The 22,928-nt window shown below is 65.4% G+C and carries 18 protein-coding genes; 12 read left to right on the top strand and 6 right to left on the bottom strand.

Features of this window, described 5'->3' with window-relative positions; genetic code table 11:
* Positions 1-75 precede the first annotated feature (75 nt).
* Positions 76-849: a hypothetical protein gene (locus ABFD92_14435; protein MEN6505734.1), complete on the top strand. Its 774-nt coding sequence runs from the start codon at positions 76-78 to the stop codon at positions 847-849.
* Between the two features lie 524 nt (positions 850-1,373).
* Here the strand turns inward: ABFD92_14435 and ABFD92_14440 are convergent.
* From ABFD92_14440 to ABFD92_14450, 3 genes are read right to left on the bottom strand one after another with little or no spacing between them, the layout of a single operon-like run.
* Positions 1,374-2,345, bottom strand: coding sequence for a diguanylate cyclase (locus ABFD92_14440; GenBank protein ID MEN6505735.1), 972 nt, complete (start codon positions 2,343-2,345; stop codon positions 1,374-1,376).
* Between the two features lie 10 nt (positions 2,346-2,355).
* On the bottom strand, positions 2,356-3,372 hold the full coding sequence (locus ABFD92_14445; GenBank protein MEN6505736.1) for an HD domain-containing phosphohydrolase: 1,017 nt from the start codon (positions 3,370-3,372) through the stop codon (positions 2,356-2,358).
* Positions 3,373-3,399: 27 nt separating this feature from the next.
* The gene (locus ABFD92_14450; GenBank protein MEN6505737.1) at positions 3,400-7,665 is read right to left on the bottom strand and encodes a response regulator; all 4,266 of its coding nucleotides are present in this window, start codon (positions 7,663-7,665) and stop codon (positions 3,400-3,402) included.
* Positions 7,666-8,156: 491 nt separating this feature from the next.
* Between ABFD92_14450 and ABFD92_14455 the strand changes: the two genes are divergently transcribed.
* The 3 genes from ABFD92_14455 (at position 8,157) to ABFD92_14465 (ending at position 11,166) form a co-directional block, all read left to right on the top strand.
* The gene (locus ABFD92_14455) at positions 8,157-9,104 is read left to right on the top strand and encodes a D-2-hydroxyacid dehydrogenase (protein ID MEN6505738.1); all 948 of its coding nucleotides are present in this window, start codon (positions 8,157-8,159) and stop codon (positions 9,102-9,104) included.
* A 100-nt stretch (positions 9,105-9,204) separates the two neighbouring features.
* Complete coding sequence (locus tag ABFD92_14460) at positions 9,205-10,005, top strand: creatininase family protein (protein MEN6505739.1); 801 nt, start codon at positions 9,205-9,207, stop codon at positions 10,003-10,005.
* A gap of 81 nt (positions 10,006-10,086) precedes the next feature.
* Positions 10,087-11,166, top strand: coding sequence for a sialidase family protein (locus tag ABFD92_14465; protein ID MEN6505740.1), 1,080 nt, complete (start codon positions 10,087-10,089; stop codon positions 11,164-11,166).
* Between the two features lie 35 nt (positions 11,167-11,201).
* On the opposite strand, the gene ABFD92_14470 is transcribed toward ABFD92_14465, so the two are convergent.
* The 3 genes from ABFD92_14470 to ABFD92_14480 form a co-directional block, all read right to left on the bottom strand.
* Positions 11,202-11,495, bottom strand: coding sequence for a hypothetical protein (locus ABFD92_14470; GenBank protein ID MEN6505741.1), 294 nt, complete (start codon positions 11,493-11,495; stop codon positions 11,202-11,204).
* Between the two features lie 204 nt (positions 11,496-11,699).
* Positions 11,700-12,734, bottom strand: a complete 1,035-nt coding sequence (locus ABFD92_14475) for a uroporphyrinogen decarboxylase family protein (protein ID MEN6505742.1) — start codon at positions 12,732-12,734, stop codon at positions 11,700-11,702.
* Positions 12,718-13,614, bottom strand: a complete 897-nt coding sequence (locus ABFD92_14480; protein MEN6505743.1) for a dihydrodipicolinate synthase family protein — start codon at positions 13,612-13,614, stop codon at positions 12,718-12,720. Before ABFD92_14480 ends, ABFD92_14475 begins: the two co-directional genes overlap by 17 nt.
* Positions 13,615-14,003: 389 nt before the next feature.
* Between ABFD92_14480 and ABFD92_14485 the strand changes: the two genes are divergently transcribed.
* The 8 genes from ABFD92_14485 to ABFD92_14520 all read left to right on the top strand — a co-directional run bounded on the left by ABFD92_14485 (position 14,004) and on the right by ABFD92_14520 (position 22,926).
* A complete protein-coding gene (locus tag ABFD92_14485) occupies positions 14,004-15,122 on the top strand; it encodes a uroporphyrinogen decarboxylase family protein (protein MEN6505744.1) in 1,119 nt (372 codons plus the stop codon).
* An 88-nt stretch (positions 15,123-15,210) separates the two neighbouring features.
* A complete protein-coding gene (locus ABFD92_14490; GenBank protein ID MEN6505745.1) occupies positions 15,211-16,110 on the top strand; it encodes a hypothetical protein in 900 nt (299 codons plus the stop codon).
* Positions 16,111-16,152: 42 nt separating this feature from the next.
* Positions 16,153-17,586 (top strand): sulfatase-like hydrolase/transferase, encoded by a 1,434-nt coding sequence (locus ABFD92_14495; GenBank protein ID MEN6505746.1) that lies wholly within the window; start codon positions 16,153-16,155, stop codon positions 17,584-17,586.
* 187 nt (positions 17,587-17,773) lie between these two features.
* Positions 17,774-18,484, top strand: coding sequence for a PEP-CTERM sorting domain-containing protein (locus ABFD92_14500; GenBank protein ID MEN6505747.1), 711 nt, complete (start codon positions 17,774-17,776; stop codon positions 18,482-18,484).
* 132 nt (positions 18,485-18,616) lie between these two features.
* A complete protein-coding gene (locus ABFD92_14505; protein ID MEN6505748.1) occupies positions 18,617-20,038 on the top strand; it encodes a sulfatase in 1,422 nt (473 codons plus the stop codon).
* 306 nt (positions 20,039-20,344) lie between these two features.
* Positions 20,345-21,325 (top strand): zinc ABC transporter substrate-binding protein, encoded by a 981-nt coding sequence (locus ABFD92_14510; GenBank protein MEN6505749.1) that lies wholly within the window; start codon positions 20,345-20,347, stop codon positions 21,323-21,325.
* The gene (locus tag ABFD92_14515) at positions 21,309-22,076 is read left to right on the top strand and encodes a metal ABC transporter ATP-binding protein (protein MEN6505750.1); all 768 of its coding nucleotides are present in this window, start codon (positions 21,309-21,311) and stop codon (positions 22,074-22,076) included. The genes ABFD92_14510 and ABFD92_14515 overlap by 17 nt, the downstream gene beginning before the upstream one ends.
* A complete protein-coding gene (locus tag ABFD92_14520) occupies positions 22,069-22,926 on the top strand; it encodes a metal ABC transporter permease (GenBank protein MEN6505751.1) in 858 nt (285 codons plus the stop codon). The genes ABFD92_14515 and ABFD92_14520 overlap by 8 nt, the downstream gene beginning before the upstream one ends.
* Positions 22,927-22,928: the final 2 nt, after the last annotated feature.

Consider the following 22,928-nt stretch of genomic DNA (forward strand, 5'->3'; position numbering starts at 1 on the left):
TCCCCGAGCTCTGAACAGAAATGCGCTTTTCCACCGCCCTTTGGCGCGGTATTCTTTTGGTCGATGCGAAACGCTATGACACTGCTGATGGGGCTGTCGCTGACGGTGGCGGCCGGTTGTCCGGTTCACCAGGACCAGAACACCCCGGTGGGCCAGAAGCTCGAGCGCGACCCGGTGACGGGGCGGGGGTACTGGATCTACGTTCCCAGCACGTACAGCCCCGAGCGGGCGGCGCCGCTGATCATCACGTGCCACGGCACGCCGCCGTTCGACGTTTCAGAGATGCACATCCGCGAGTGGAAGATGCTCGGCGAGCGCAACGGGTGCATCATTTTGGCCCCGGCGCTGGAGGGCACTGACGGCATCCTGGGCGATGGTCCGCTGGGCAGCATGCAGGTGTGCGAGCGGTCCATCCTGTCGCTGGTCAGCATGGTGGGCTACCGCTACAACATCGACCGCGCGAACATCATGATCACCGGCTTTTCGGGCGGGGGGTTCCCGGCGTACTTCGTCGGGCTGCGCCACCCGGAGATTTTCAACGTGGTGGTGGCCCGCAACTGCAACTTCAGCGAGAGCAACCTTCACGACTGGTACCCCACCGACGCGGTGCAGATGCCGGTGATGGTCTACTGGGGCGAGAACGACCCGCTGACGATCATCCTGCAGTCGCGCAACGCCGTGAACTATCTGCGTTCGCGCGGGTTCATCGTCGACACGTCCGTCGTCGCCGGCGCCGGGCACGACCGCCACCCGGAGTTTGCGATGGCGTTCATGCTCAAGAACCGCCGCACGCCCCGCCCGTCCCTTCCGGTCAAGACCGTCAATCTCCTGACCACGACCGTCGAGTGATCGCACTCCCCGTCCCGTCCCCGTCTTTGTTTTAATCCTCTCAATCCGGTTTCAATCCCGCACTCCCCGTCTCCGTCCCCGTCCCCGTCTCCGTCTCTGTTTGCCTGTCGGCAGGCAGGTCCGGCACTCTCTCCGAAAAACTCCAAAAGCGGCAGCTAAGGCTGCCGCACTCCATAGGTCCCGCACTCCCCGTCCCTGGACTCTGAAAAGCAACAACCGACGACGAGGACGAGGACGACGACGAGGACGAACAGAAGACTCTCTCCGCCCCCGTCCTTGTTTTTAATCCTCTTAATCCTCTCAATCCCATCCCAATCCCGCACTCCCCGTCTCCGTCCTCGTTCCCGTCTCCATCTTTGTTTCAATCCTCTTAATCCTCTCAATCCGGTTTCAATCCCGCACTCCCCGTCCCCGTCTCCGTCTCTGTTTGCCTGTCGGCAGGCAGGTCCAGCACTCTCTCCGAAAAACTCCAAAAGCGGCAGCTAAGGCTGCCGCACTCCATAGGTCCCGCACTCCCCGTGCCTTCACGCCGCCGCCGTGGCCACGATCGATCGATTGCGCCCGAGGCGCTTGGCCTCGTAGAGGGCGCTGTCTGCCGCCCGCAGGACGTCATCAGGCTCGCCCATGCCGGGCGCGTACTGGGTGACGCCGGCGCTGATGGTGACGCGGAAGTCCGGCGCGAACCCGAACCGCAGGCTCTCGACGGCGGTGCGGCATCGCTCGGCGCAGATTATGGCCTGGCTGGCGTTCTGGCGGGGCAGGAGGATCATGAACTCCTCGCCGCCGAGGCGGTAGACGGTGTCGGTGCCGCGGGCCGTGGCGCCCAGGGCCCGGGCGACGGTCTGCAGCACCTGGTCGCCGCGGATGTGACCATACAGGTCGTTGATGTTCTTGAAGTGGTCCACGTCGAGCATGGTGCAGGCAAACGGTTCCATGTACCGCCGCGCGAGGCTCAGGTGCTCCTGCAGGCGGAAGATCGCCTGGCGGCGATTGAGCAGCCCCGTCAGTTCGTCCGTCGACGCCGCCTCTACCAGGCGCGTGTTCAGCGTCGTCAATTCGTTGTTCATCTTGGAGAACCGCGAGGCGTTCTGAACCAGTTCGTCGTAGAGGGCCGTCATCCGCACGCCCGCGCGAATGCGGGCCTGCAGCTCGCCAGGGTGGAAGGGCTTGGACAGAAAGTCGTCCACGCCGGCGTCGAAGGCGTCGACGAGGCGGTCCTTGTCCGACTCGACCGTCAGCATGATGACATACGTGTACCGCTGTCCGTGCTCGCCCCGCACCGCACGGCAGACCGTCAGCCCGTCCATCACCGCCATCCGCCAGTCCAAAATCACGATCTCCGGTTGGCGCTCGACGAGGATCTCCAGTCCCCGCGCCCCGCTCAGGGCCGTCAGCGGCTCATGTCCGCTTGCGGCGACGTGGTGGGCGAGCATCGCCAGGCTTAACGGGTCGTCGTCGATGATCAGCAGCGGTTTGCGTTCACTGGCCAATGTCATAGCAGGAACCTCATGCCGCCTGGGCCGAAAAATCGGACAGGCGGTTTCGCAAGTCGAGGAAGGTCGCCTCGGTCTCAAGGAAAGCCTTGACCACGACCGGGTCGAAGTGGCTGCCGGATTCCTCGACGATGATGGACCGGGCCACCTCATGGCTGTAGGCGTTCTTGTACACGCGGCGCGAGGTCAGGGCGTCGTACACGTCCGCCAGCGCCAGGATCCGCGCACAGAGCGGAATGTTCTCGCCCACCAGGCCCGTGGGGTACCCCGTGCCGTCGAACCGCTCGTGGTGCGACAGGGCAATGTCCCGGGCCATCAGCAGGAACTCCGCGCTGGGGTACTGCGCCACGGCCGCGTTGAGCGTCTCGGCGCCCAGCGTGGTGTGCCCTTTCATGACGGCGAACTCGCGGTCGCTCAGGCGGCCGGGCTTGAGCAGGATCGAATCGGGAATGCCGATCTTGCCCACGTCGTGCAGCGGGCTGGTGGAGTAGATGGTCTGGACGAAGCCTGCCGTCACGGTGTACCCGGGGCGGTCCCATTCGAGCAGGCACTGGGCGAGGGTCTTGCAGTAGTTTCGGACGCGTTCGAGGTGGTGTCCGGTCTCGGGGTCTCGCGACTCGGCCAGGCGCGCCATGGCGAACAGCGCCACGTCGCGGGTCTCCAGCGCCAGGACGCGCTGCCCGGCGCGGACGCGCACGGCCAGCTCTGCGGGGTTGAAGGGCTTGCCGATAAAGTCGTCGGCGCCGGCGTCGAGCCCCTGGACGACGTGCTCGGGTGAATCGTGCGACGTCAGCAGGATGAAGTACACGTAGCCGCCGAAGGCCTCGCCGCGGACCTTGCGGCAGAGTTCCTCGCCGCTGAGACCGGGCATGTCCCAATCGGAGATGACCATGTGCAGCCCGCCGCGTCGGAGCTTGGTCAGCGCGTCGGTCCCGTTGGTGGCGGTCTCGACCTCGTGCTGGGCCTGCGTGAGGGCGTTTTCGAGCAGCGTCAGTGACAGTTCGTCGTCGTCAACGATCAGGATCCTCATAGTGTCCTCGTTTCTTCCCGACTCGGGTCAGTGGTCTCCGCCGACCGTCAAAATTCCCGGTATCGCCTCCAGGCACCGTTCCAGCTCAGCCCGCACCCGCGGCAACCGCTGCGCCGCCGCGGTGATGTCGCCGGCCTGGCCCGCCTGTTCCACCGCGTATGCCGCCTGCCGCAACTGCCCGGCCGAGAGATTGGCCGCGGCGCCCTTGATCGAGTGCGCCAGGCGTCGCGTCTCGGGGGCGTTGCCCGCGGCGGCGGCGGCCTCGAGCTTGTGCAGCTCTCCCGGTATGGTTTCGGCAAATTTGCCCAGCATCTTGTCCATGAACTGGACGTTATTGAGACATCGCCTTTGCAGGTCCGCCAGGTCGAAAGGCACACTGGGCGCAGCGTCCTGCGAAGAGGAGGCATCGGCGCGCCCCGGCGCCGGCGCGAGGGTAGACTCGATCATGCGGATCAGCTCGTCGGGCACGAAGGGCTTGGCGATGTAACCGTCCATGCCGGCATCGAGGCACTTCTGGCGTTCGCCGCTGACGGCGTTGGCCGTCAGGGCGATGATCGGGATGCGAGCGGCGTGGCGGGCCATGACCATGCCAATGCGTTCCTTGTCGCGGATGATGCGCGTGGCGTCCAGGCCGTCCATCTCGGGCATCTGGCAGTCCATCAGGACCAGGTCGAACTTCTTCTTCATCAGCAGGTCGACCGCGTCGCGCCCGTTGGTGACGACCTCGCAGCGGAAACCGCTCATGCGAAGGATCTCGACGGCCAGCTCCTGGTTGACCTCGTTGTCCTCGGCCAGCAGGATCGACGCGTCCCGAGGCTGCACCGCCGCCGGGACCGCCGCCGCGGCGGCGCCCTGGGGCAGGGCTTCCCGCCCCTTGGACCGGGCCACGGCCTGGACGATCTCGTCGAACAGCCGCGACTGGTGGACGGGTTTGAAGACGCAGGCGTGGGCGACGGCGTAAAACGCGCCGTCTTCGAGGGAGGTTTCGGACGGCACCATCAGCACGCGCACGGTCGGGGCGATGGTGGCGTCGGACATGATCGTCCGCAGCAGCGTCTCGCCGGTCATTTGCGGCATCTGGAGATCGGCCAGCACGATGCCGAAGGGGTTGTCGCTGGCGCTGTGGCGGCGCAGCGCTTCGACGGCCTCGGCGCCGCCGGAGCTGGTCTTGGCGACCAGTCCCCAGCTGTTGAGCAACTCGCACATGGCCTGGCGGCTGGCGGCGTTGTCGTCGACCACCAGGACGGGTTTCCTGCTCAGATCGGCGAGGTCCCTGGCGGTCTGGCGCGGGGGCTGGTTGCAGGTGTCGAGCATGACGGTGAACCAGAAGGTGGACCCGGCGCCTTCTTCGCTCTCGAGGCCGGTTTGGCCGCCCATCATTTCGGCCAGGCGTTTGCAGATGGCCAGGCCCAGACCGGTTCCGCCGTGTTTTCGGGTGGCGAAGGAGTCGACCTGGGAGAAGGACTTGAACAGGCGGCCGGCGTTTTCGGGAGAGATTCCCGCTCCGGTGTCGCGCACGGTGAATCGCACCTGGGCCTTGGCGCCGCTGACGCGGACCAGCCTGGCCCGGACGACGACCTCGCCATGCTCGGTGAACTTCATGGCGTTGCCGATGAGGTTGACCAGGATCTGGCGCAGGCGGTCGGCGTCTCCGCGCACCTGGAAGGGTACGGGGGCCTCGACGAGGCTGACCAGCTCGAGGCACTTTTCCTCGGCGGCGCGGGCGAACATCTCGACCGTGTCCTCGACGACGGTCCGCAGGTCGAACTCGCGCGGGTGCAGCGTCAGCATGCCCGCCTCGATCTTGGAGAAGTCCAGGATGTCGTTGATGATCGTCAGCAGCGACAGGGCCGAACTCTTGACGATGCGCGCATAGCGGCGCTGCTGGTCGGTCAGCGTCGTGCGCGTCAGCAGGTCGGTCATGCCCACCACGCCGTTCATCGGGGTGCGGATCTCGTGGCTCATCCGCGCCAGAAAGTCGCTCTTGGCGGCGTTGGCGACGGCCTCTTTCCTGGCGGCGGCCTCGGCATGGCGGCGCGTCTCGTCCAGCGCCATCTCCGCGCGGCGGCGCGTGATGGCGCTTCCGATGGCGCTGCCCAGGGTCGTCAGGATGGACGACTCGGTCTCGTCCCAGCGGCGCCGGCAGTGGCAGTCGTCGAATCCGATGAAGCCCCAGTAGTGCCCGTCGACCATGATCGGCAGCAGCAGGACCGAGACGATGCCCTGCGACTCCAGCAGGTCCCGGATCGGCGCGGCCATGTCCTTCACGATCCCGTTGGTGGCGGCCCCGGAGGCCATGTCGTCATACCACGTGGGCGACATCGAATCGTAAGACAGATTCTGGAGTTGGGGGTTGTCGATCTCCGGTGCGGCGGTTTCGCAGGCCCATTCGTAACGCTGGCTCATGAGGCGGCGCCCCGTGCCGCTCTCGTCGTGGTTTTCGAAGACATAGACGCGGTCGACGCCGGCGGCCCGACCGACCGTCTGCAACGCCTGGGCGACGCTCAGCGACAGGTCGGTGATGGTCAGCAGCGCCGCGGTGGCTTCGGAGACCGCCCCCAGCAGGCGGTCCCGTTGGCGCAGCGCCTCCTCGGCCCGCGTGCGGACGGTGATGTCGCTGCAGACGCCCACGAACTGCGTGACGCGCCGCCCGCGCCACGACGAGGGGTTCAACGTCACCTGCCAGACGATCTCCTGCCCGTCGCCGCGGCGGAAGGGCGCCTCGAACTCGGTCCGCCGTCCCGAAAGCACCTCGGTCACGGCGCTTTGAACGAGAGGCCGCGTCTGCGGCGGCCACACGTCCACGTACGGGCGCCCGACCAGGTCCGACAGGGCGCAGTTCATGGTGCGCAGGCCCGGTTCGTTGACGGTCAGATATCGTCCGCGGCTGTCGAATAGCTGCACGGTGTTGGGCGAGCCCTCGACCAGGCTGCGGTATTGCTGCTGCGACTCCAGCAGCACCTGTGCCGACTCGCGCAGACGGGCATTGACGACGTACGAACCCAGCACCAGGATGCCCACCAGGCACGTGATGCCGATCGGCCCCAGGCGCGCGATGGCGATCTCCCGCGCCCAGCGGTCGGCGGCGATGTCCATGCCCAGCGCCGCGATCACCTTGTGGGTCTTGGCGTCGCGCAGCGGCGCGATCCCGCTGACCCAGACGCCCCATTTGTCCGGGTGCGGTCCCTCGGTCATGGCCTGGCCGTAGCTGAAGACCCTGTAGAAGCCCGCACTGGCGTCTTCATAAACCGATCCGCAAGGGGAATGATCGGGCGAGTCATCCGGTTCCGATTCGACCAGGAACTTCACCTTGCCCTGCGCAAGCTGCGTCAGATAGACAAATCGCACGTCCCGCGCGGATCCGCGAAGGGCGACCATCCGCTCCTTCAACTGGCGGTAGTTGTCGGTGCCGACATCCGCCTCTGAACACGCCAACGCCTGGACGTGTTGGGGTGAAATCCCCGCCGCCGAAGCCATGGCCCGGGCCATGACGTTGCCGCGAAGCTGAGAATCGGCATGGTTGCCGACAAAGATCGTCGCGATCCACCCCGCCGCCAGTATCCCCAGAAGAAACAGCGGCGCCCGGATGGGCACGGCCCCGTGGAACTCGCCAACCTTGTCTGGAGCGGCCGCGGCGACCGAATATCGCCACAGCGAGACCGTCATGATGATCGCCAGGAGCGTGCGAACCGCCTGGACCGGCACGCCCGTGCAGGCGAGAAACCACTCGTGGTTCAGCACGTCTGCCAGAAATACCGGCGCCCGCGGCGTGATGAGCCCCGCGGCGACCGCGTACGCGCCCATCGCCGCCGCCAGGACGCGCAGCCACAGTTTCTGCCGCGCCGGCGCGGCGGTCGAATGCGCCCACAAGACGCCCGCGGCGCCCGCGGCGGCCAGAAACCCCACGACCGTCCGGATGCCGACGTTGATCCCCGCCCAACCGTGCCCCAGGCTGCCCACGATGGCCATCACCAGCAGCGGCAGGCAGACCCATACCGCCGGCGCCTTGCCCCGCAGCGTCGCCAGGCCCCCGCGGGCAAACTCGAGCAGGAAAATGAACGACACCGCCATCACCGTCACGCGGATGCCCGTGAACACCATCGTGTCGGCAACGCTGATCGACAGCAGATCCAGCCACTCGTTGGCGCCGTGGAACAGACCGAACAGGCCCAGCCACCGCCAGGAGATGGCGTCTTTGCGCCCGCGGCTCAGGCAGACCGCCGCCAGGAGCAGGAACGACAGCCCGTAGAGCAAGAAAATGAAATCCAGCTCGGAAAGCAGGAACTCACTCATGTTCCGCCCTCCCGGTAGAGCGTAATCGTGCAGCATCCAATGGGTGTGCGATCATGACAGTCATCAGCTCCGCGCCTCGGGCGTCTCGTGCAACACGCCACGGAGCTAATCGGGAAAAATGGCAATCCACTTAATTTAGGGAACAAAGAAGCTGCGTCACAGAGACAGAAGATTTTGCATAATTCATCCTTCATGAATTTTGGCCTCAGAGGGGCCTTCGTGCTTAGCCCAGGGCGCGGGGCGAGCGAAGCGAGCCCAAGCCCGGCGGGCAATTACGTCCGCCCCTCCGGGGCTCGATGCGGAGGGGACCTGAACCCAGGGCTTGGCCCTGAAGCCTGCTGTCGCAGCCTTCAGTCCTGCGCCCTGGGCTAAGAACGCGTTGCCCCTGCGGGGCAACACCGCCCCGCTGGATATTTGACCGCGGTCTCTGGACGCCGCGCGGCCGCGGCAGTATCCTCCCCTTGCCCAAACGTTATCGCGGAAGAAATACCATGAAGATCGTCATCCTCGACGCCTATGCGACCAACCCGGGCGACCTGTCCTGGGCGCCCCTGCAGGCGCTGGGCGAGTGCGAGATCCACGATCGCACGCCTGCCGAGCTGACCGTTGCGCGCGCCGCCGGCGCCGAGATCGTCCTGACCAACAAGACCCTGCTGCCCGCCGGCGTCATCGAGCAATTGCCCCTCGCGCGGTACATCGGACTGCTCTCGACCGGCACCGACGCCGTCGACGTCGCCGCGGCCGCCGCGGGCGGCATCGTGGTCTGCAACGTGCCGGCCTACAGCACGCAGTCCGTCGCCGAAATGGTCTTCGCCCACCTGCTGAACCTGACGTTCCATGCCGCCGAGCACGCCCTGGGCGTTCGCGCCGGGCAATGGGCACGCAACAGCGACTTCTGCTACAGCGACTTTCCGCTGGTGGAACTTGCCGGAAAGACGATGGGCCTGGTCGGCTTCGGCCAGATCGGCCGCGCCGTCGCCCGCATCGCCCTGGCGATGCGCATGAACGTGCTGGTGCATACGCTCAGGGCATCCGAGGCCGCGGGCGTGACATTCGTCGAGCTGGATCGAATCTTCGCCGACAGCGACGTCGTCTCGCTCCACTGCCCGCTGACCGATCATACGCGGCGACTGGTCGACGCGCGGCGGCTGGGCATGATGAAACCCACCGCCTTCCTCATCAACACCAGCCGCGGCGGGGTGGTCGACGAGCCCGCCCTGGCGGCCGCCCTCAACGCCGGGCGCATCGCCGGGGCTGGACTGGACGTGCTGAGCATCGAGCCGCCTCGGGAAAGCAATGTGTTGATCGAAGCGAAGAATTGCTACATTACCCCGCACATCGCCTGGGCGACGAAAGAAGCCCGACAGCGGCTCATTAACGTAGTCGTTGAAAACGTGCGGGCGTTCCTGGCGGGCAAACCGCAGAACGCGGTGCTGTAAAGAAGTGGTGAGTTGTGAGTGGTGAGTGGTGAGTGCAACAACAAGGGCAACGACTCATTCTTTTGTTGTTCTCACCACTCACCACTGCTGGAGCTCCAGAATGACTGACCGCATCGAAGAATGGGACCTGACAGCCACGAACCTCGGCCGCGCTGCCAGGCAGCGCTATGAGGTGGCCGTCCTGCCGACCGGCGCCATCGAGCCGCACAACCGCCACCTGCCGTACGGGCAGGATGTGCGTCACACCACGTGGGTCGCCCGCGAAAGCTGCCGCCGCGCGTGGGCGAGCGGGGGCAAGGTGCTGTGCCTGCCGGCGATCCCCTTCGGCGTCGACTGCAACCTGATGGACTTCCCGCTGGCGATGCACGTCAGCCAGCAGGTCCTCGACGCGATGGTGCGAGAGGTGATCGTCTCGTGCCTGCGCCACCGGATCGCCAAGTTCGTGATCGTCAACGGCCACGGCGGCAACGACTTTGCGCCGCTGTGCCGCCAGGTGCAATGCGACCTCGATACGCACGTGTTCATCTGCGACTGGTGGAAGGTCGGCGCCGACCGCTACGGCGAAATCTTCGACCACCCCGACGACCACGCCGGGCAGATGGAGACCTCCGTCGCGATGACGCTGTTCCCCGAGCTGGTCGAGATGGAAAACGCCGGCAGCGGCGCCGCCGCCCCCTTTGCCCTGGAAGGCCTGCGCAAAGGCTATGCCCGCACCAGCCGGCGATTCTCCCAGCTCAACGACCACTGCGCCGCCGGCGACCCCAGCGGCGCTTCGGCCGAAAAGGGCAAGGCGTACCTGGAACTCGTAGTGGATCGCGTGGCCGCATTTTTAGCGGAACTTTCAGCCGCCAAAGTGGATAAAGACTTTCCGCAGGAATCATGTGGAGTGCGGCAGCCGTAGCTGCCGCTTTTAGAGTTTTTCGGCTACCGAGAAACTTCCAAAGCGGCAGCTAAGGCTGCCGCACTCCAAAAGGAGCAGAACATGAGTGGCGTTCGCCGCGGTTTCTCGATCCCCATCGTCGATCTCAGCCGTCGCAGCGACATGCATGTCGTCGTCGACCGCGAGACCGGAAAGTACCTCGGCCACCCGACCACCGTCCTTCTCGACGACGGGCAGACGATCATCGCCGTCTATCCCAAGGGGCACGGGCGCGGCGCCATCGTCATGAAAAGGAGCACCGACGGCGGCAAGACCTGGTCCGACCGCCTGCCCACGCCGGAAAGCTGGGCCACCAGCCTCGAGGTGCCGACGATCTACCCGGTCGTCGACGCGGCTGGAAAAAAACGCCTGATCATGTTCTCGGCGCTATACCCGCTGCGGATGGCCGTCAGCGAAGACGACGGGGCCACCTGGAGCGAACTGGAACCGCTGGGCGAGTGGGGGGGCATCACGGCGATGTCCGACTGCACGCCGCTCAAGACGCCCGGGCACTACCTGGCGATGTTCCACGACGACGGGCGCTTCATCGCCGGCGGCGGCGCACACACCAACACCATGACGCTGCTCAAAACGTTCAGCACCGACGGCGGCCTGACCTGGCAGAAGCCCCAGGCCGTGCTCGCCCGCGAAGACGTACACCTGTGCGAGCCGGGAATCTTCCGCAGCCCCGACGGGCGACAGCTCGCCGTGCTGCTGCGCGAGAACGCCCGGCGGCGCAACAGCTTCGTGATCTTCTCCGAGGACGAAGGCAAGACCTTCAGCGAGCCGCGCGAGTTGCCCGGCTCGCTCACCGGCGACCGCCACCAGGGCCTGTACCTGCCCGACGGGCGGCTGATCATCAGCTTCCGCGACACCTGCCACAACTCGCCGACCTGGGGCGACTGGGCTGGATGGGTCGGAACGTACGATGACATCGTGCAGGGGCGCGAAGGACAATATCGCGTCCGCTTCAAAGACAACCTGCTTGACGGCGACTGTGCGTACCCCGCGCTGGAACTGCTCCCCGACGGCACGGTGGTGACGATGACCTACGGCCACTGGTACGCCGACGAAATCAAGGTCGCCTCGATCCTCGCGCTGCGGTTCAAGATCGAGCAACTCGACGCAATCGTGAACGAATAGCTCGTGGGGTGGCATGGCACCCCTGTAAGCCAGACTCAGATGATGGTATCCCGTTTTCGCCGATACCGAGCCCGTCCGCTGCCGCCCCAGTGCGACAGGTCCACCAGCACCGCACCGATCACCAGGGCGAACCACCATCCGCTGATGTTGTGGTTGTTGTTGAGCATGGCGGCCATGTACGCCAGCGTCGTGTAGGGCATGAAGAAGAAGCCCAGCAGCGGCCAGATGATCGTCTCGAACGCGCGTCCGAAGTAGTCGGTCAGGATCCAGATGAAGAACATCACCACGCGCGGAATCAACATCGCCAGGATCGCCACTATGCAGCCCATGGTCGCCCTCCCTTCGGGCAGAGTAATTATATCGGCTTGGGCGACAGTAGCACGGGCGTCCCGCCCGTGAGTAGCATGGGCGTCTCGCCCATGCTCTTGTCTCTCTGGCGGATGGGACGCCCGCCCGTGCATGGCCGAGACGGCCATACCACACAACCGGCCACGGCCGGGACGGCCGTGGGACTCACGGGCAAGATGCCCGTGCTACGGGTGCTCATGCACGGCGTCGCGCATCGCGTAGATGTTTTCCAGCGGCAGGAGCTGGTGCAGGTCGTGGCTGGACGAGACGATGTAGCCGCCATCGGCGGACAACCCCTCGATATGCCGCTGCACGTCGGCCCGCACGTCCGCGGCCGTGCCGGACAGCAGCACGCCGTTGATGTCGATATTGCCGTGGAGGGCGATGCGGTCGCCCCAGGCTTCTTTAAGATGATAGATGTCCTGCTGTCCGCCGCAGGGGTCGATCGGGTGCAGCACGTCGCCCCCCATCGCCAGCAGCGTCGGCAGCAGCGGCTCGACCTGCCCGTCGATGTGGAACATCAGGAACTTGCCGGCGGCCTTGATCATCGCGGCCTGCTCGCGCATGTGGCGGAACTCGAATCGCTCCATCATCGCCGGCCCCAGCATCGGCCCGCCTCCGGCGATGAGTCCCGAGCCGATCTTCACCGCGTCGATGGGGTATTCCAGGTACATCGCCAACTCGCGTAGCGTGTACTCGTGCAGGAGCTTCTGGAACTCGTCGACGAAGGTCGGGTTCTCGATGGCCGCGATGCAGAAGTCCTGAAACCCGATCGCCGTGGCGGCCGTGAATCCGGCGGTCTGCGCCCCGATCACCACGCCCATCTCCGTGCCCTCCAGCGCCGCCAGCAGCGCCTCGAGCCGGCGGCGCAGCGCGTCCAGGTCCGGCAGCGGAAAATCGCGCAGGGCGGCGCGGCTCTTCATCGTGCCGTCGACATAATGCAGCCGCCCGTGCTCGTCGCGCATCTCCTTGCGGCCCAGGTGCCAGACATGGCTGAAGTACGCCATGTCGTTGCCCATGCGGCGGTTCCACTCGACGACGTCGGCGATGGGCAGCTCGAAGGAATGCAGCGCGTAATCGACGGCCTTGCCCAGCATCCCCTCGACGATCGCCGGATCGGCTTCGGTCTCGAACAGCGGCACGTCGGGGCGCGGGCAGTGAGCGACGGCGTCGAGATATCGTTGCCGGTCGGGCGCCCGCACGTCAGGAGGCCTTTTCATGCGCCTGAAGTTCCGCCACCAGCGGTTCGCCCAGCAGGGCCGCTCGCTGGGCGTCGTCGGGGGCAGCCGCCGGCAGGGCGGCGCCGCGCCCGCTGATTCCGCGGTCGTTGAGGATGGCCGCGGCGGCGTTGAAGACCGAGTACCCCAGCGTGCGCAGCAGGTTGAGCATCGCGCTGAACTGCGCCTGGAGGCGGCGGGCCTGGCGGATTTCCCCGCTTTCGGCGGCCGCCGCGACGCGAAGGGCGCAGCGCGGGAAGACCGAGAAGATCCCGTCGAGGTTGCTCTCGACGCCCAGGCGCACCATCGTGTCGATCTGGAACGGCTGGGCGGGGATGATCCGGAAGCCGTCCTCGAGCAGGTCGATGATCTGCCGCGTCTTCTCCCAGATGTCCGAGCACTTGATGCCGTGGATGTTGGGATGTCGCGAGAGCTCGACGACGGTCTGGATGTCCAACGCGTTGCCGGTCAGTTGCGGCAAGTCGTAAAGGAAGATCGGCTTTGCCGCGTAGTCCGCCGCGGTCTGACAGTACGCGATCAACTGCTTCTGCGTGTACTTGACGTACGCCGGCGTGAGGATGACGAGGTAATCGATGTCGCTCTGCTGGGCCAGCGCGATCCGGTCGCGCGTCCGCGGCCACGACGCGTCGCCCACGCCGATCATGACCTCGCCGCGGCCTGGCATGCGCTGCGAGGCGACTTCGATCACCTGGGCGTACGCCTTGTCGCAGAGCTGCTGCATCTGCCCCATGGTTCCGGCGGCGAGAATGCCGGCGATCCCCGCGTTCCACTGGTCGGCGATATGCCGACGCATGCCCGCCGCGTCCAGCGACCCATCTTCGTTAAGCAAACTGCACACGGCGCTGATAAGCTTTGTCTTCATCGTCGTCCTCTTATTGGCAAGGCCGAATCTTACGCTTGTGCAACTATAGTGTCGAGAGTGTGAGCAGGGGCATGGTTGCCGCGGAGCGTCCCGAAGGGACGCAGGAACATAGCCGGGGGCAAACCTGAGCGAGCGAAGCGAGTCGAAGGCGCCGCCTCCGGAAAGGGCATCAACAGGTTTGCCGTCCCGAAGGGGCGGCTGGTACCGGCTCGAACAGCCTGCCCGCCCCTGCGGGGCGGGTTCAACTCAAGGCCCGATCCGGGGGCCGCGCTTCGCTTGCCCCCGGCTATGTCCTGAGCGTCCCTCCAGGACGCACCCGTCGCTGCTGCGAACTTCTTTACTGTGATGAGCCCGCCCGGTATCTTGCCTGCTCTAAAGAAAGGTTTCCCATGCGTTCCGAAGTGACTGACCGTTACTATCGCGTTTACACGTACCAGAACGTCGACCGCGTGCCGGACCTGGAGTTCGGGTACTGGCCGCAGACGATTCGCCGCTGGATTTCCGAAGGCGCCAAGATCGACATGACGCCCCAGGAGATCAACTCGATGTTCAGCGGCAAGTTCGACGCGTTTTTCGGCCTTGAGGGCGAGGGCACGGGCATCGGGGCGGCGTGTTTCATGCACCCGTCGTTCGAGCACGAGGTCATCGAGCGCAAGGAGCATTCCGTCATCGAGCGCGGCGGCGACGGCGTGGTCGCCGAGCGTTTCGAAGCCGCCCAGGACGAAAGCTCCATCCCGCACTTCATCGACTTTCCGATCAAGACGCCGGCCGACTGGCAGGAAATGAGGAAGCGCTACCGCCGCGACGACCCGGTGCGCAAGGGCAAAGACTCCGACTTTGCCCATGTGCGCGAGGCGATGGCCCGCGGGGCGATGGTCACGCTGCACCTGTGCGGGCCTTACGGGCAACTGCGCAACTGGATGGGTTTTGAGAATCTCTCCACCGCGTTCTACGACTATCCCGAGATGATCCACGACATGATGGAAAGCTTCACCGAGTTGATCGTCGACAGCGTCGAGGCCGCACCCGCCGACATTCCGATCGACCAGGTCTCGTGGTGGGAAGACATGGCCAGCCGCAACGGCCCCTTCGTGAGCCCCAGGATGTTCCGCGAGTTCCTCCAGCCGGCGTATCATGCGGTGATGCAGGCCGCCAAAAAGCGCGGCTGCGTGCTGGGCATCGTCGACTGCGATGGCAACCCGCACGACATCGTCGGCAACTGGCTGGAAGAAGGCGTCAACATCATGTTCCCGATGGAGGTCGCCGCCGGTGTGGACGCGGCCGAGTGGCGCAAGGAGTGGGGCCTGGACCTGCGGATGCGAGGCGGCATCGCCAAGGTGCCGCTGGCGCAAGACAAGTCCGCCATCGACGCCGAGCTCGAGCGCATCCGCCCGCTGCTGGACCAGGGCGGCTTCATCCCGCACCTGGACCATCTCGTGCCGCCGGATATCTCTTACGCGAACTACTGCTACTATCGCGAAAAGAAGATGAAGATGATTGGGAAATAGAACAACAGATCCTCGATCCTAGGTCCTAGATCCTAGGGCGGGACAACGAGCCTGTTTTCCCGAGGATCTAGGACCTAGGACCTGTTTTATGCTGAATCTCGACCAGATCACCAACCCCGTCTACCGCCGGGCCGACAACGTCCGCGACCCGTCCGTCCTGCCGCTGGAGAAGGGGTATGCGATCTTCTACAGCCGCCATTCGAACCTCGACTGGGGCCCGGCCGAGAACTGGGCCATCGCCTTGGCGTATACCGAAGACTTTATCACCTTCAGCGACGACCGCGACATCACGCCCAAAGGCTACGCCTCGCCGGGCGACGCGGTGTTCTGGCATGGCCGCTACGTGCTGGTGTTCCAGAAGTATCCCGGCTACGCGCGGCTGTGCTATAGCGAATCGTCCGACGCGGTGAACTGGTCGCGGCCGCAGGCCTATCTTGAAGAGGTGCTCAAGCTGCCGTGGAACGAGTTCGAGCGGGCGATTGATCCAACGCTGGTGATCGACGGCGACACGTTGCACTGCTTCTTCGTCGGCTCGTGCGCCCGCAAAACGCGCAAAGGCCACGCCAATCTGCTCGGCCACGCCGTCACGCAAGACCCCGCGCTGAAGACGTGGGAGATCCTCACGGTCGATAAGCCGCTGATGGGCTACGATCGCATCGAAGAGGGCGGCATCGAGAACGTGACAGTGTTTCGCGCAGGCGGCCAGTGGGTGATGATCTCCAGCGAAGACCTGGGCCCGTCGCAGCACCTGGCCGTTTCGACCTCTCCGGACCTGATCACCTGGCAGCGTCAGGACGCCATCCGCCTGCCCAGGCAGAAGTGGATGGCCGTGTCCGAAGGCGCCCCGTACGTCTGGCAGGAAGGCGACGCCTACTGGATGATCCTGATGGGCGTGGATGAAACGCAGAAGACCAGCGCCGGTCTGCTGTACTCTGCCGACGGGTTCAACTGGACGCCGGCCAAGGAAGGCGCCATTGCGCCACGTTAGCGGCGGGGCTTGCCCCGCGCGTTTGTATATCGGAGCGAGATCATGACTGAACATCTCACGCGCCGTGCATTCCTGAAATCCGCCGCGCTTGGCGCCGCCGCGGCAACTGTGCCGGTGGCGAGGTTGCTGGCCGCCGCCGACGCCGCGGGGGGCCCTCGGCCGAACATCATCTTCATCCTGGCCGACGACCTGGGCTGGGGCGACCCGCATCTGTTCGGCGGGCATCCCTACATCAAGACGCCCAACCTCGACCGCCTGGCGCGCGAGGGCACGTGCTTCACCCAGTCGTATACCAGCTCGCCGGTCTGCTCGCCCAGCCGCTGCGGGTTCATGACCAGCCACTACCCGGCACGGCACAAGATCCACGGGCACTTCGCCGATCATGCCCAGAACCAACAACGCGGCATGCCCAACTGGCTCGACCCCCGCGCCGCCACGCTGCCGGGCCTGCTGAAAAAGGCCGGCTATCGCACGGGGCATTTCGGCAAGTGGCACCTCGGCCACGGCGAAGGCGCGCCGCCGCCGACCGAGTACGGTATCGACGTGTCCAAAACCGTTAACTCGACCGGGCCGCAACTGGGCAGCGAGAAAACGCAGGAGTTCTTCCGCGCCCGATCGACGGGGATGATGGTCGACGAGACGATCAAGTTCATCGAGGCCGGCCGGAATTCGGGCAAACCGTTCTACGTAAACCTCTGGACCCTCGTGCCGCACGCGCTGCTCAAGCCCACGCCCGAGGAGCTGGCTGTCTACAAAGACCTCGACCCCGACCCCAAAGACTTTCCCGCGTACATGCGGCAATACGCCGGCTCGTCGAAGAACTTCAAGTCGCAGATGAAGGTCTACGCCGCGGCCGTCACCGGCATGGACAAGGCCCTGGGCCGCCTGTTCGACTGGCTCGACAAGGAAGGCCTGGCCGACAACACGCTGATCTTCTTCACCAGCGACAACGGCCCGGAAGACTACCGCGTCTCCAACGCCGCCAACGCGGGCATGGGCAGCCCCGGCCCGCACCGCGCCCGCAAGCGCAGCTTGTACGAAGGCGGTCTGCGCACCTCGTGCATCGCGCGCTGGAAGGGGCACGTGCCCGCCGGCAAGGTAGATAAGGATTCGGTCCTCACGGCCGTGGATTTCCTGCCGACGATGTGCAGCCTCGCCGGAGCGGCTGTGCCCGAGAGCGTCAAGGCCGACGGCGAGAATGTGTCCGATATCCTGATCGGCAAGAGCCGCCCGCGCACGCGGCCGATCTTCTGGGAATGGCGCTTTGGTGTGGCTGGCAACAAGAATTACCACCCGCCCAAGCTGGCGGTGCGCGACGGCAAATGGAAGCTCTTCGTCAACCCCGACGGCAGCAACGCCGAACTCTACGATATCCCCGCCGACGGCGAAGAACGCAGGAACGTGGCCGCCGATCATAAAGAGGTTGTCGCCCGCCTCAAAACCCTGGTGCTGGAGTGGAAGAAGACGCTGCCCTGAGAGTGGGTGTGGCTACTTCGGCCACGAAGTTTTGGCTTGACAATTTCCCTGGAAGGGCTTATACTTTTTGGCGTCACATTTGTATGTTGGAGTATCTTGGCCCTGAGTAGAGGTCAGCGCCGGGACGCATTCAGAATCGCATTACTGCGGAGGTATTGCATTTAGGCGCAAAACAAGGAGTAAGCCTATGAAGCAAGCATTAACGATTATGGCTCTGGCCGTTGTGTCTATGTTGGCTTCGGGAGCAGGAGCGGCGTTGATCCGGATCGATTTTGGAACAGAAGACAGTCCCGTTGTGTCTGGCGTGGACGCCCTGGCGGCTGCGGCTGATCCCGTGGCCTTCGGCAGCTATGGACTGAATGTCTGGGACGGTCGCAACGCCGCGGAATATCAGGACACTACGACCAACCCAAGCTTTGCAGGCTTGCTGGACACCGTGACGGGGCTGGCGACCAGCGCCTACATTTCCTTCACCGGGACAGTCTACTCATACAATGCCACCGGTTGGGGTACCGGCGCCGGAAATCTTCGGGGCGACTTCCTGGCTAATACTGTCGGAGACATAGCTTTTGAGATCGGCGGATTGCTGGCCAATACCGAAACGAAGTTGTTTGTGACCAGCCAGGTCTTTACCCGGGACGGGTGGGGAGAAGTGGCCGGCTGGCATGATCAGACAGCTAGCTTCACGATCGACGGTATCCGCAACAACGTGGGAAATGGCATGCTGATCACCACGACGACTGACGGCAATGGTCGAATTACGGGGACGTGGCACAAAGATACCGGCGAATCGGATTTGACCGGTATACAGATCAGCCAACAGCCGATTCCCGAGCCGGCCTCGATGGGCCTGCTGGTTCTGGGAGGCCTGGCTTTGCTCCGCCGTAGACGCGCATAATAGTCGCGTTGCCTGATGGTTGACTCTCAACGGGCGGCTCCGGCCGCCCGTTGGTTTGCGCGGATACGGCCGATGGCATCTTCCGGATTCATCCGCTAGGCTATTGAGGTCCTTGAGAACTGAAGGTGTCCGATGTCCCGGCCCAACATCATCTATGTCTTCGCCGATCAGATGCGTTCGACGGCGCTGGGCTGCGCGGGCGTCGAGCGGGTGCATACGCCGAATCTCGACGCCTTCGCCGCGCAGGGGATGCGCTTTACCAATGCGGTCTCGAACACGCCGGTGTGTTCGCCGTCGCGGGCGACGCTGCTGACGGGGCTGCACGCGCTGACGCACCGGCTGGTGTTCAATGACATCATGCTGCGCACCGACGTGCGGTGCCTGGCGGACGTGCTCAATGACGCGGGGTATCGCTGCGGGTACGTCGGCAAGTGGCACATCGACGTGCAGGACCGCGGGGCCTTCACGCCGCCCGGGCCGCGGCGGCGCGGGTTCGACGACTTCTGGGCCTCGTACAACTGCCACCACTCGTACCTCAACGGCTATTATTACACCGGCGAGAGTCCTGATTCGGTCTGGGTGGACGGCTACATGCCCGACGCCGAGACCGACCTGGCGATCGGCTATCTCCGGCAGAAGGCGGCCCAGCGAGATCCCTTCTGCCTGATGCTCTCATGGGGTCCGCCGCACTGCCCGTACCGCCAGGCGCCCCAGCGCTACCTCGATATGTACCCGCCCGAGAGCATCGAGCTGATGCCCTCAGTCCGCCAGGGGCGCGTCTACGGCGGCAACGGTCCGGGCCCCACGGCCGAGGAAGACCGCGCCAAGCGCGAGCAGGTTGCCGGCTACTACGCGCACGTCACGGCGCTGGACGAATGCTTCGGTCGCCTGATGGCCGCCATCGACGCGGCGGGCATTGCCGGCAATACCATCGTCGTCTTCTCCAGCGATCACGGGGACATGCTGTACAACCACAACCGCGGCTGGAAGTGCAAACCCTACCGCGAGTCGATGGGCATCCCGCTGCTGGTGCGTTGGCCGGGGCGCGTGCCAGCCGGTCGCGCCGCCGGCGGCCCGGTTGGGATCGTCGACCACATGCCCACGCTGCTGCACCTGGCGGGCCTGGCCGCCCCTGAGGGCGTGCAGGGGCAGGATCTGTCGGCGTACTTCCTGGGCAGCGATTCGGCTGCCCCGCACAGCCAACTCATCAGCTTCCCCGTGATGCCGGAGAACTACTCCTACGGCGTGTGGCGCGGCGTCGTGACGTCGCAGCACACGTACGCCACCTTCCGAGACAAGCCCTGGTTGCTCTTCGACGACCAGGCCGACCCGATGCAGATGACGAACCTGGCCGGCTCGCCTGACCATGCCGCGCTGCAGGCCGATCTCGATGCCCAGACCCGCGCCTGGTTGGAGCGAACAGGCGACCCCTTCGAGCCATCCCGCACCGTGGCCGATAAGTACTACCGCGGCCACGTCGGCTGCGTCATGCCCTACTTCGAGAACGAGACCATCCGCCAGGGCTACGCCGCGCACCGTAAGAGCAGTTCCTAGAAGGGTGGCATGGCGACACACGTTTTTGTTTCTGGTGGGTCGCCATGGGGGTCGCGCGGCTCAGAAGACCAGCAGACGGAAAGGAGGCCGCATGTGGAGTGCGGCGGCCTTAGCCGCCGCTTTTAGAGTTTTTCACCCAACGGGCAACGTACAGGCCCAAAAACTTCCAAAGCGGCGGCTGCTGCCGCGGCACTCCATAGGGCGTGTCGCCATGCCACCCGGCCGTGCCACCCATTGTCTGCTGCGAGCATCTTCATTGACTTACCGATAATGCATTCCTATTATCTGTTGTAGAAAGGCGAGCCCATGAAAACGCTACTTCTGACTGCGGCGGCGGTAGCATTGCTGGCGATGGCGGGGTGCGATCGCAAGCCTGCCCCTGCCACGCGTGCGGCTGATGGCAAAGTCCACATTCTCTGCACCACCTTTCCAATGTATCTATTCACGCGGAACGTGACGGCCGGGAGCAAGACGATCTCGGTCGAGATGATGGCGGCGGCCTCGGCGGGCTGCCCGCACGATTACGTGCTGACTCCGCAAGACATGCAGGCGATCACCGGCGCCGACGCGCTGATCATCAACGGTCTGGGGATGGAGGAGTTCCTTTCGGGGATGCTCGCTAAGGCCGGACCCAAGGTCCGCATTATCGATACCTCGCGCGGGATCGACGGCGTGATCGAGATGGCCCACGAAGAGGCCGGCCACGACGACCACCATCATGAGCATTGCCAGTTCAACCCGCACCTGTTCGCCAGCCCGAAGATGGCCGCCAAAGTCGTCGCCAACATCGCTGCGGCGCTGGGCGAGCTGGCGCCGGGCGAGGCCTCGCTTTTCGCCGCCAACGCGGCCGCCTATCAACAGCGCCTCGCCGCCCTGGGCGAAGAGTTCGCCAAAGCGGCCCAGGCGCTGCCCAACAAGAAGATCGTCACGCAGCACGCGGTGTTCGATTACCTCGCCCGCGACTGCGGGCTGGAGATCGTCGCGGTCATCGAGGCGGCGCCCGGCCAGGAGCCCTCGGCGGCAGACATGCTCAAGATCATCCGGACCGTTCGCGACAGCGGCGCCGCGGCGGTCTTCACCGAACCGCAGTATTCGCCCAAGGCCGCCCAGGCCATCGCCCGCGAGACGAACGTGCGCGTCGCGGAGCTCGACCCGGTCGCCAGCGGTCCGGCCGATGCGCCGCTAGACTATTACCAGGCCGTTATGCGCGCAAACCTCGCCACGCTCCAGAACGCGCTGGGCCGCGGCGACATGAAACCCGAGGCTGCCGATGCCGCCATCGATTAGCTTTGAAAACGTCGGCGTTTCGCTGGCGGGCGTGACGATTCTCGAGTCGGTCACGGCCGAGGTCCCCGCCGGCAGCGCCACGGCGATCATCGGTCCCAACGGCGCGGGCAAGACCACGCTGCTGCTGGCGCTGCTGGGGCAGGTGCCTTTCAGCGGGAGCATCCGTATCGGTAGCCATGCGGCCGCGGCCAGTTCGCTGCGGCTGGGGTATGTCCCGCAGCGTCTGGATTTCGATCGGGCGATGCCGCTGACGGTGATGGAGCTGCTGTCGATGGGGCGTCAGCGCCTGCCGCTGTGGTTCGGCGTCAAGGCGGCGCACCGGCGGCGGGCGATGGAAGTGCTGGCGGCAGTCAAGGCCGAGCACCTGTCGCGGCGGCGGGTGGGGGCGCTGTCGGGCGGGGAGTTGCAGCGCGTGCTGCTGGCCCTGGCGATGCTCGAGGACCCGCAGGTGCTGATCCTGGACGAGCCCTCCAGCGGCGTCGATATCGCCGGCGAAAATCTGCTGTGCGAGTTGCTCGAGACGCTCCGGGCCCAGAAGGGCTTCACGCAGATCATGGTCACGCACGACCTGTCGCTGGTGACGGCCCACGCCTCTGACGTAATCTGCCTCAACCGCCGCGTCACCGGGCAGGGCCCCACGCTCGAAGCGCTGACGCCGGAGGTGCTGGCCTCGACGTTCGGGATCCACCTGGGCCTGGCGAACCTGGCCTTGCTGCACCGGGACTGCTGCCAGGAGCACCACCATGATTGACCTGTCCTGGCTGTACGACCTGGTCGGCAGGGCGGTGCCGCTGGAGTGCATGCAGCAGCGGTTCATGCAGCAGGCCCTGATCGCCCTGGTGCTGCTGGCGCCGATGGCCGCGGCCTTGGGCGTGCAGGTCATCAACTTCCGCATGGCGTTCTTCTCCGACGCCATCAGCCACTCGGCCTTTGCCGGCCTGGCGCTGGGACTGATTCTGAGCCTCGACGTGCGCCTGGCGATGGTGGGGTTCGCGGTGCTGATCGGGCTGGGGATCATCGCGGTGGGGCGGCGGACGTCGCTGTCGATGGACGCGGTGATCGGCGTGTTCTTTTCGGCGGCTATCGCGTTTGGTCTGGCCATCGTCAAGCGCGAACCGAGCCTCTCGCGGGACATCCAGAAATACCTCTTCGGCGACATCCTGACGATCTCCGATGTGGAGATCGTCTCGCTGGCGGGCCTGTTCCTGGTGCTGATGGTCTTTCAAGCCGTCGGTTACAACCGCATGCTGTACGTCGGACTCAACGCCGCCCTGGCGGCCGCCCACCGCATCCGCACGCGGATTTACCAATACATCTTTGCGGCGCTGCTGTCGGTAGTGGCGATCTTCTCGGTCTGGACGGTGGGCGTCTTTCTCGTGACGGCGATGCTGGTCGTGCCGGCCGCCGCGGGGCGAAACTTCGCCCGCTCGGCGGGGGGCATGTTCTGGTGGGCGCTGCTGATCGCCGTCAGCTCGGCGGTCGCCGGGCTGTTGATCTCGGCCCAGCCCTGGGCCCGCACCGCCACCGGCGCCACGGTGGTGCTCTGCGCGACTGCGTGGTTCGTCATCAGCCTGCTTCCGCGTCTTTGGCGCCGAAGCTGATC

The organism is Planctomycetaceae bacterium (assembly GCA_039680605.1).
In the GTDB taxonomy this organism is placed as follows: Bacteria; Planctomycetota; Phycisphaerae; order SM23-33; family SM23-33; genus JAJFUU01.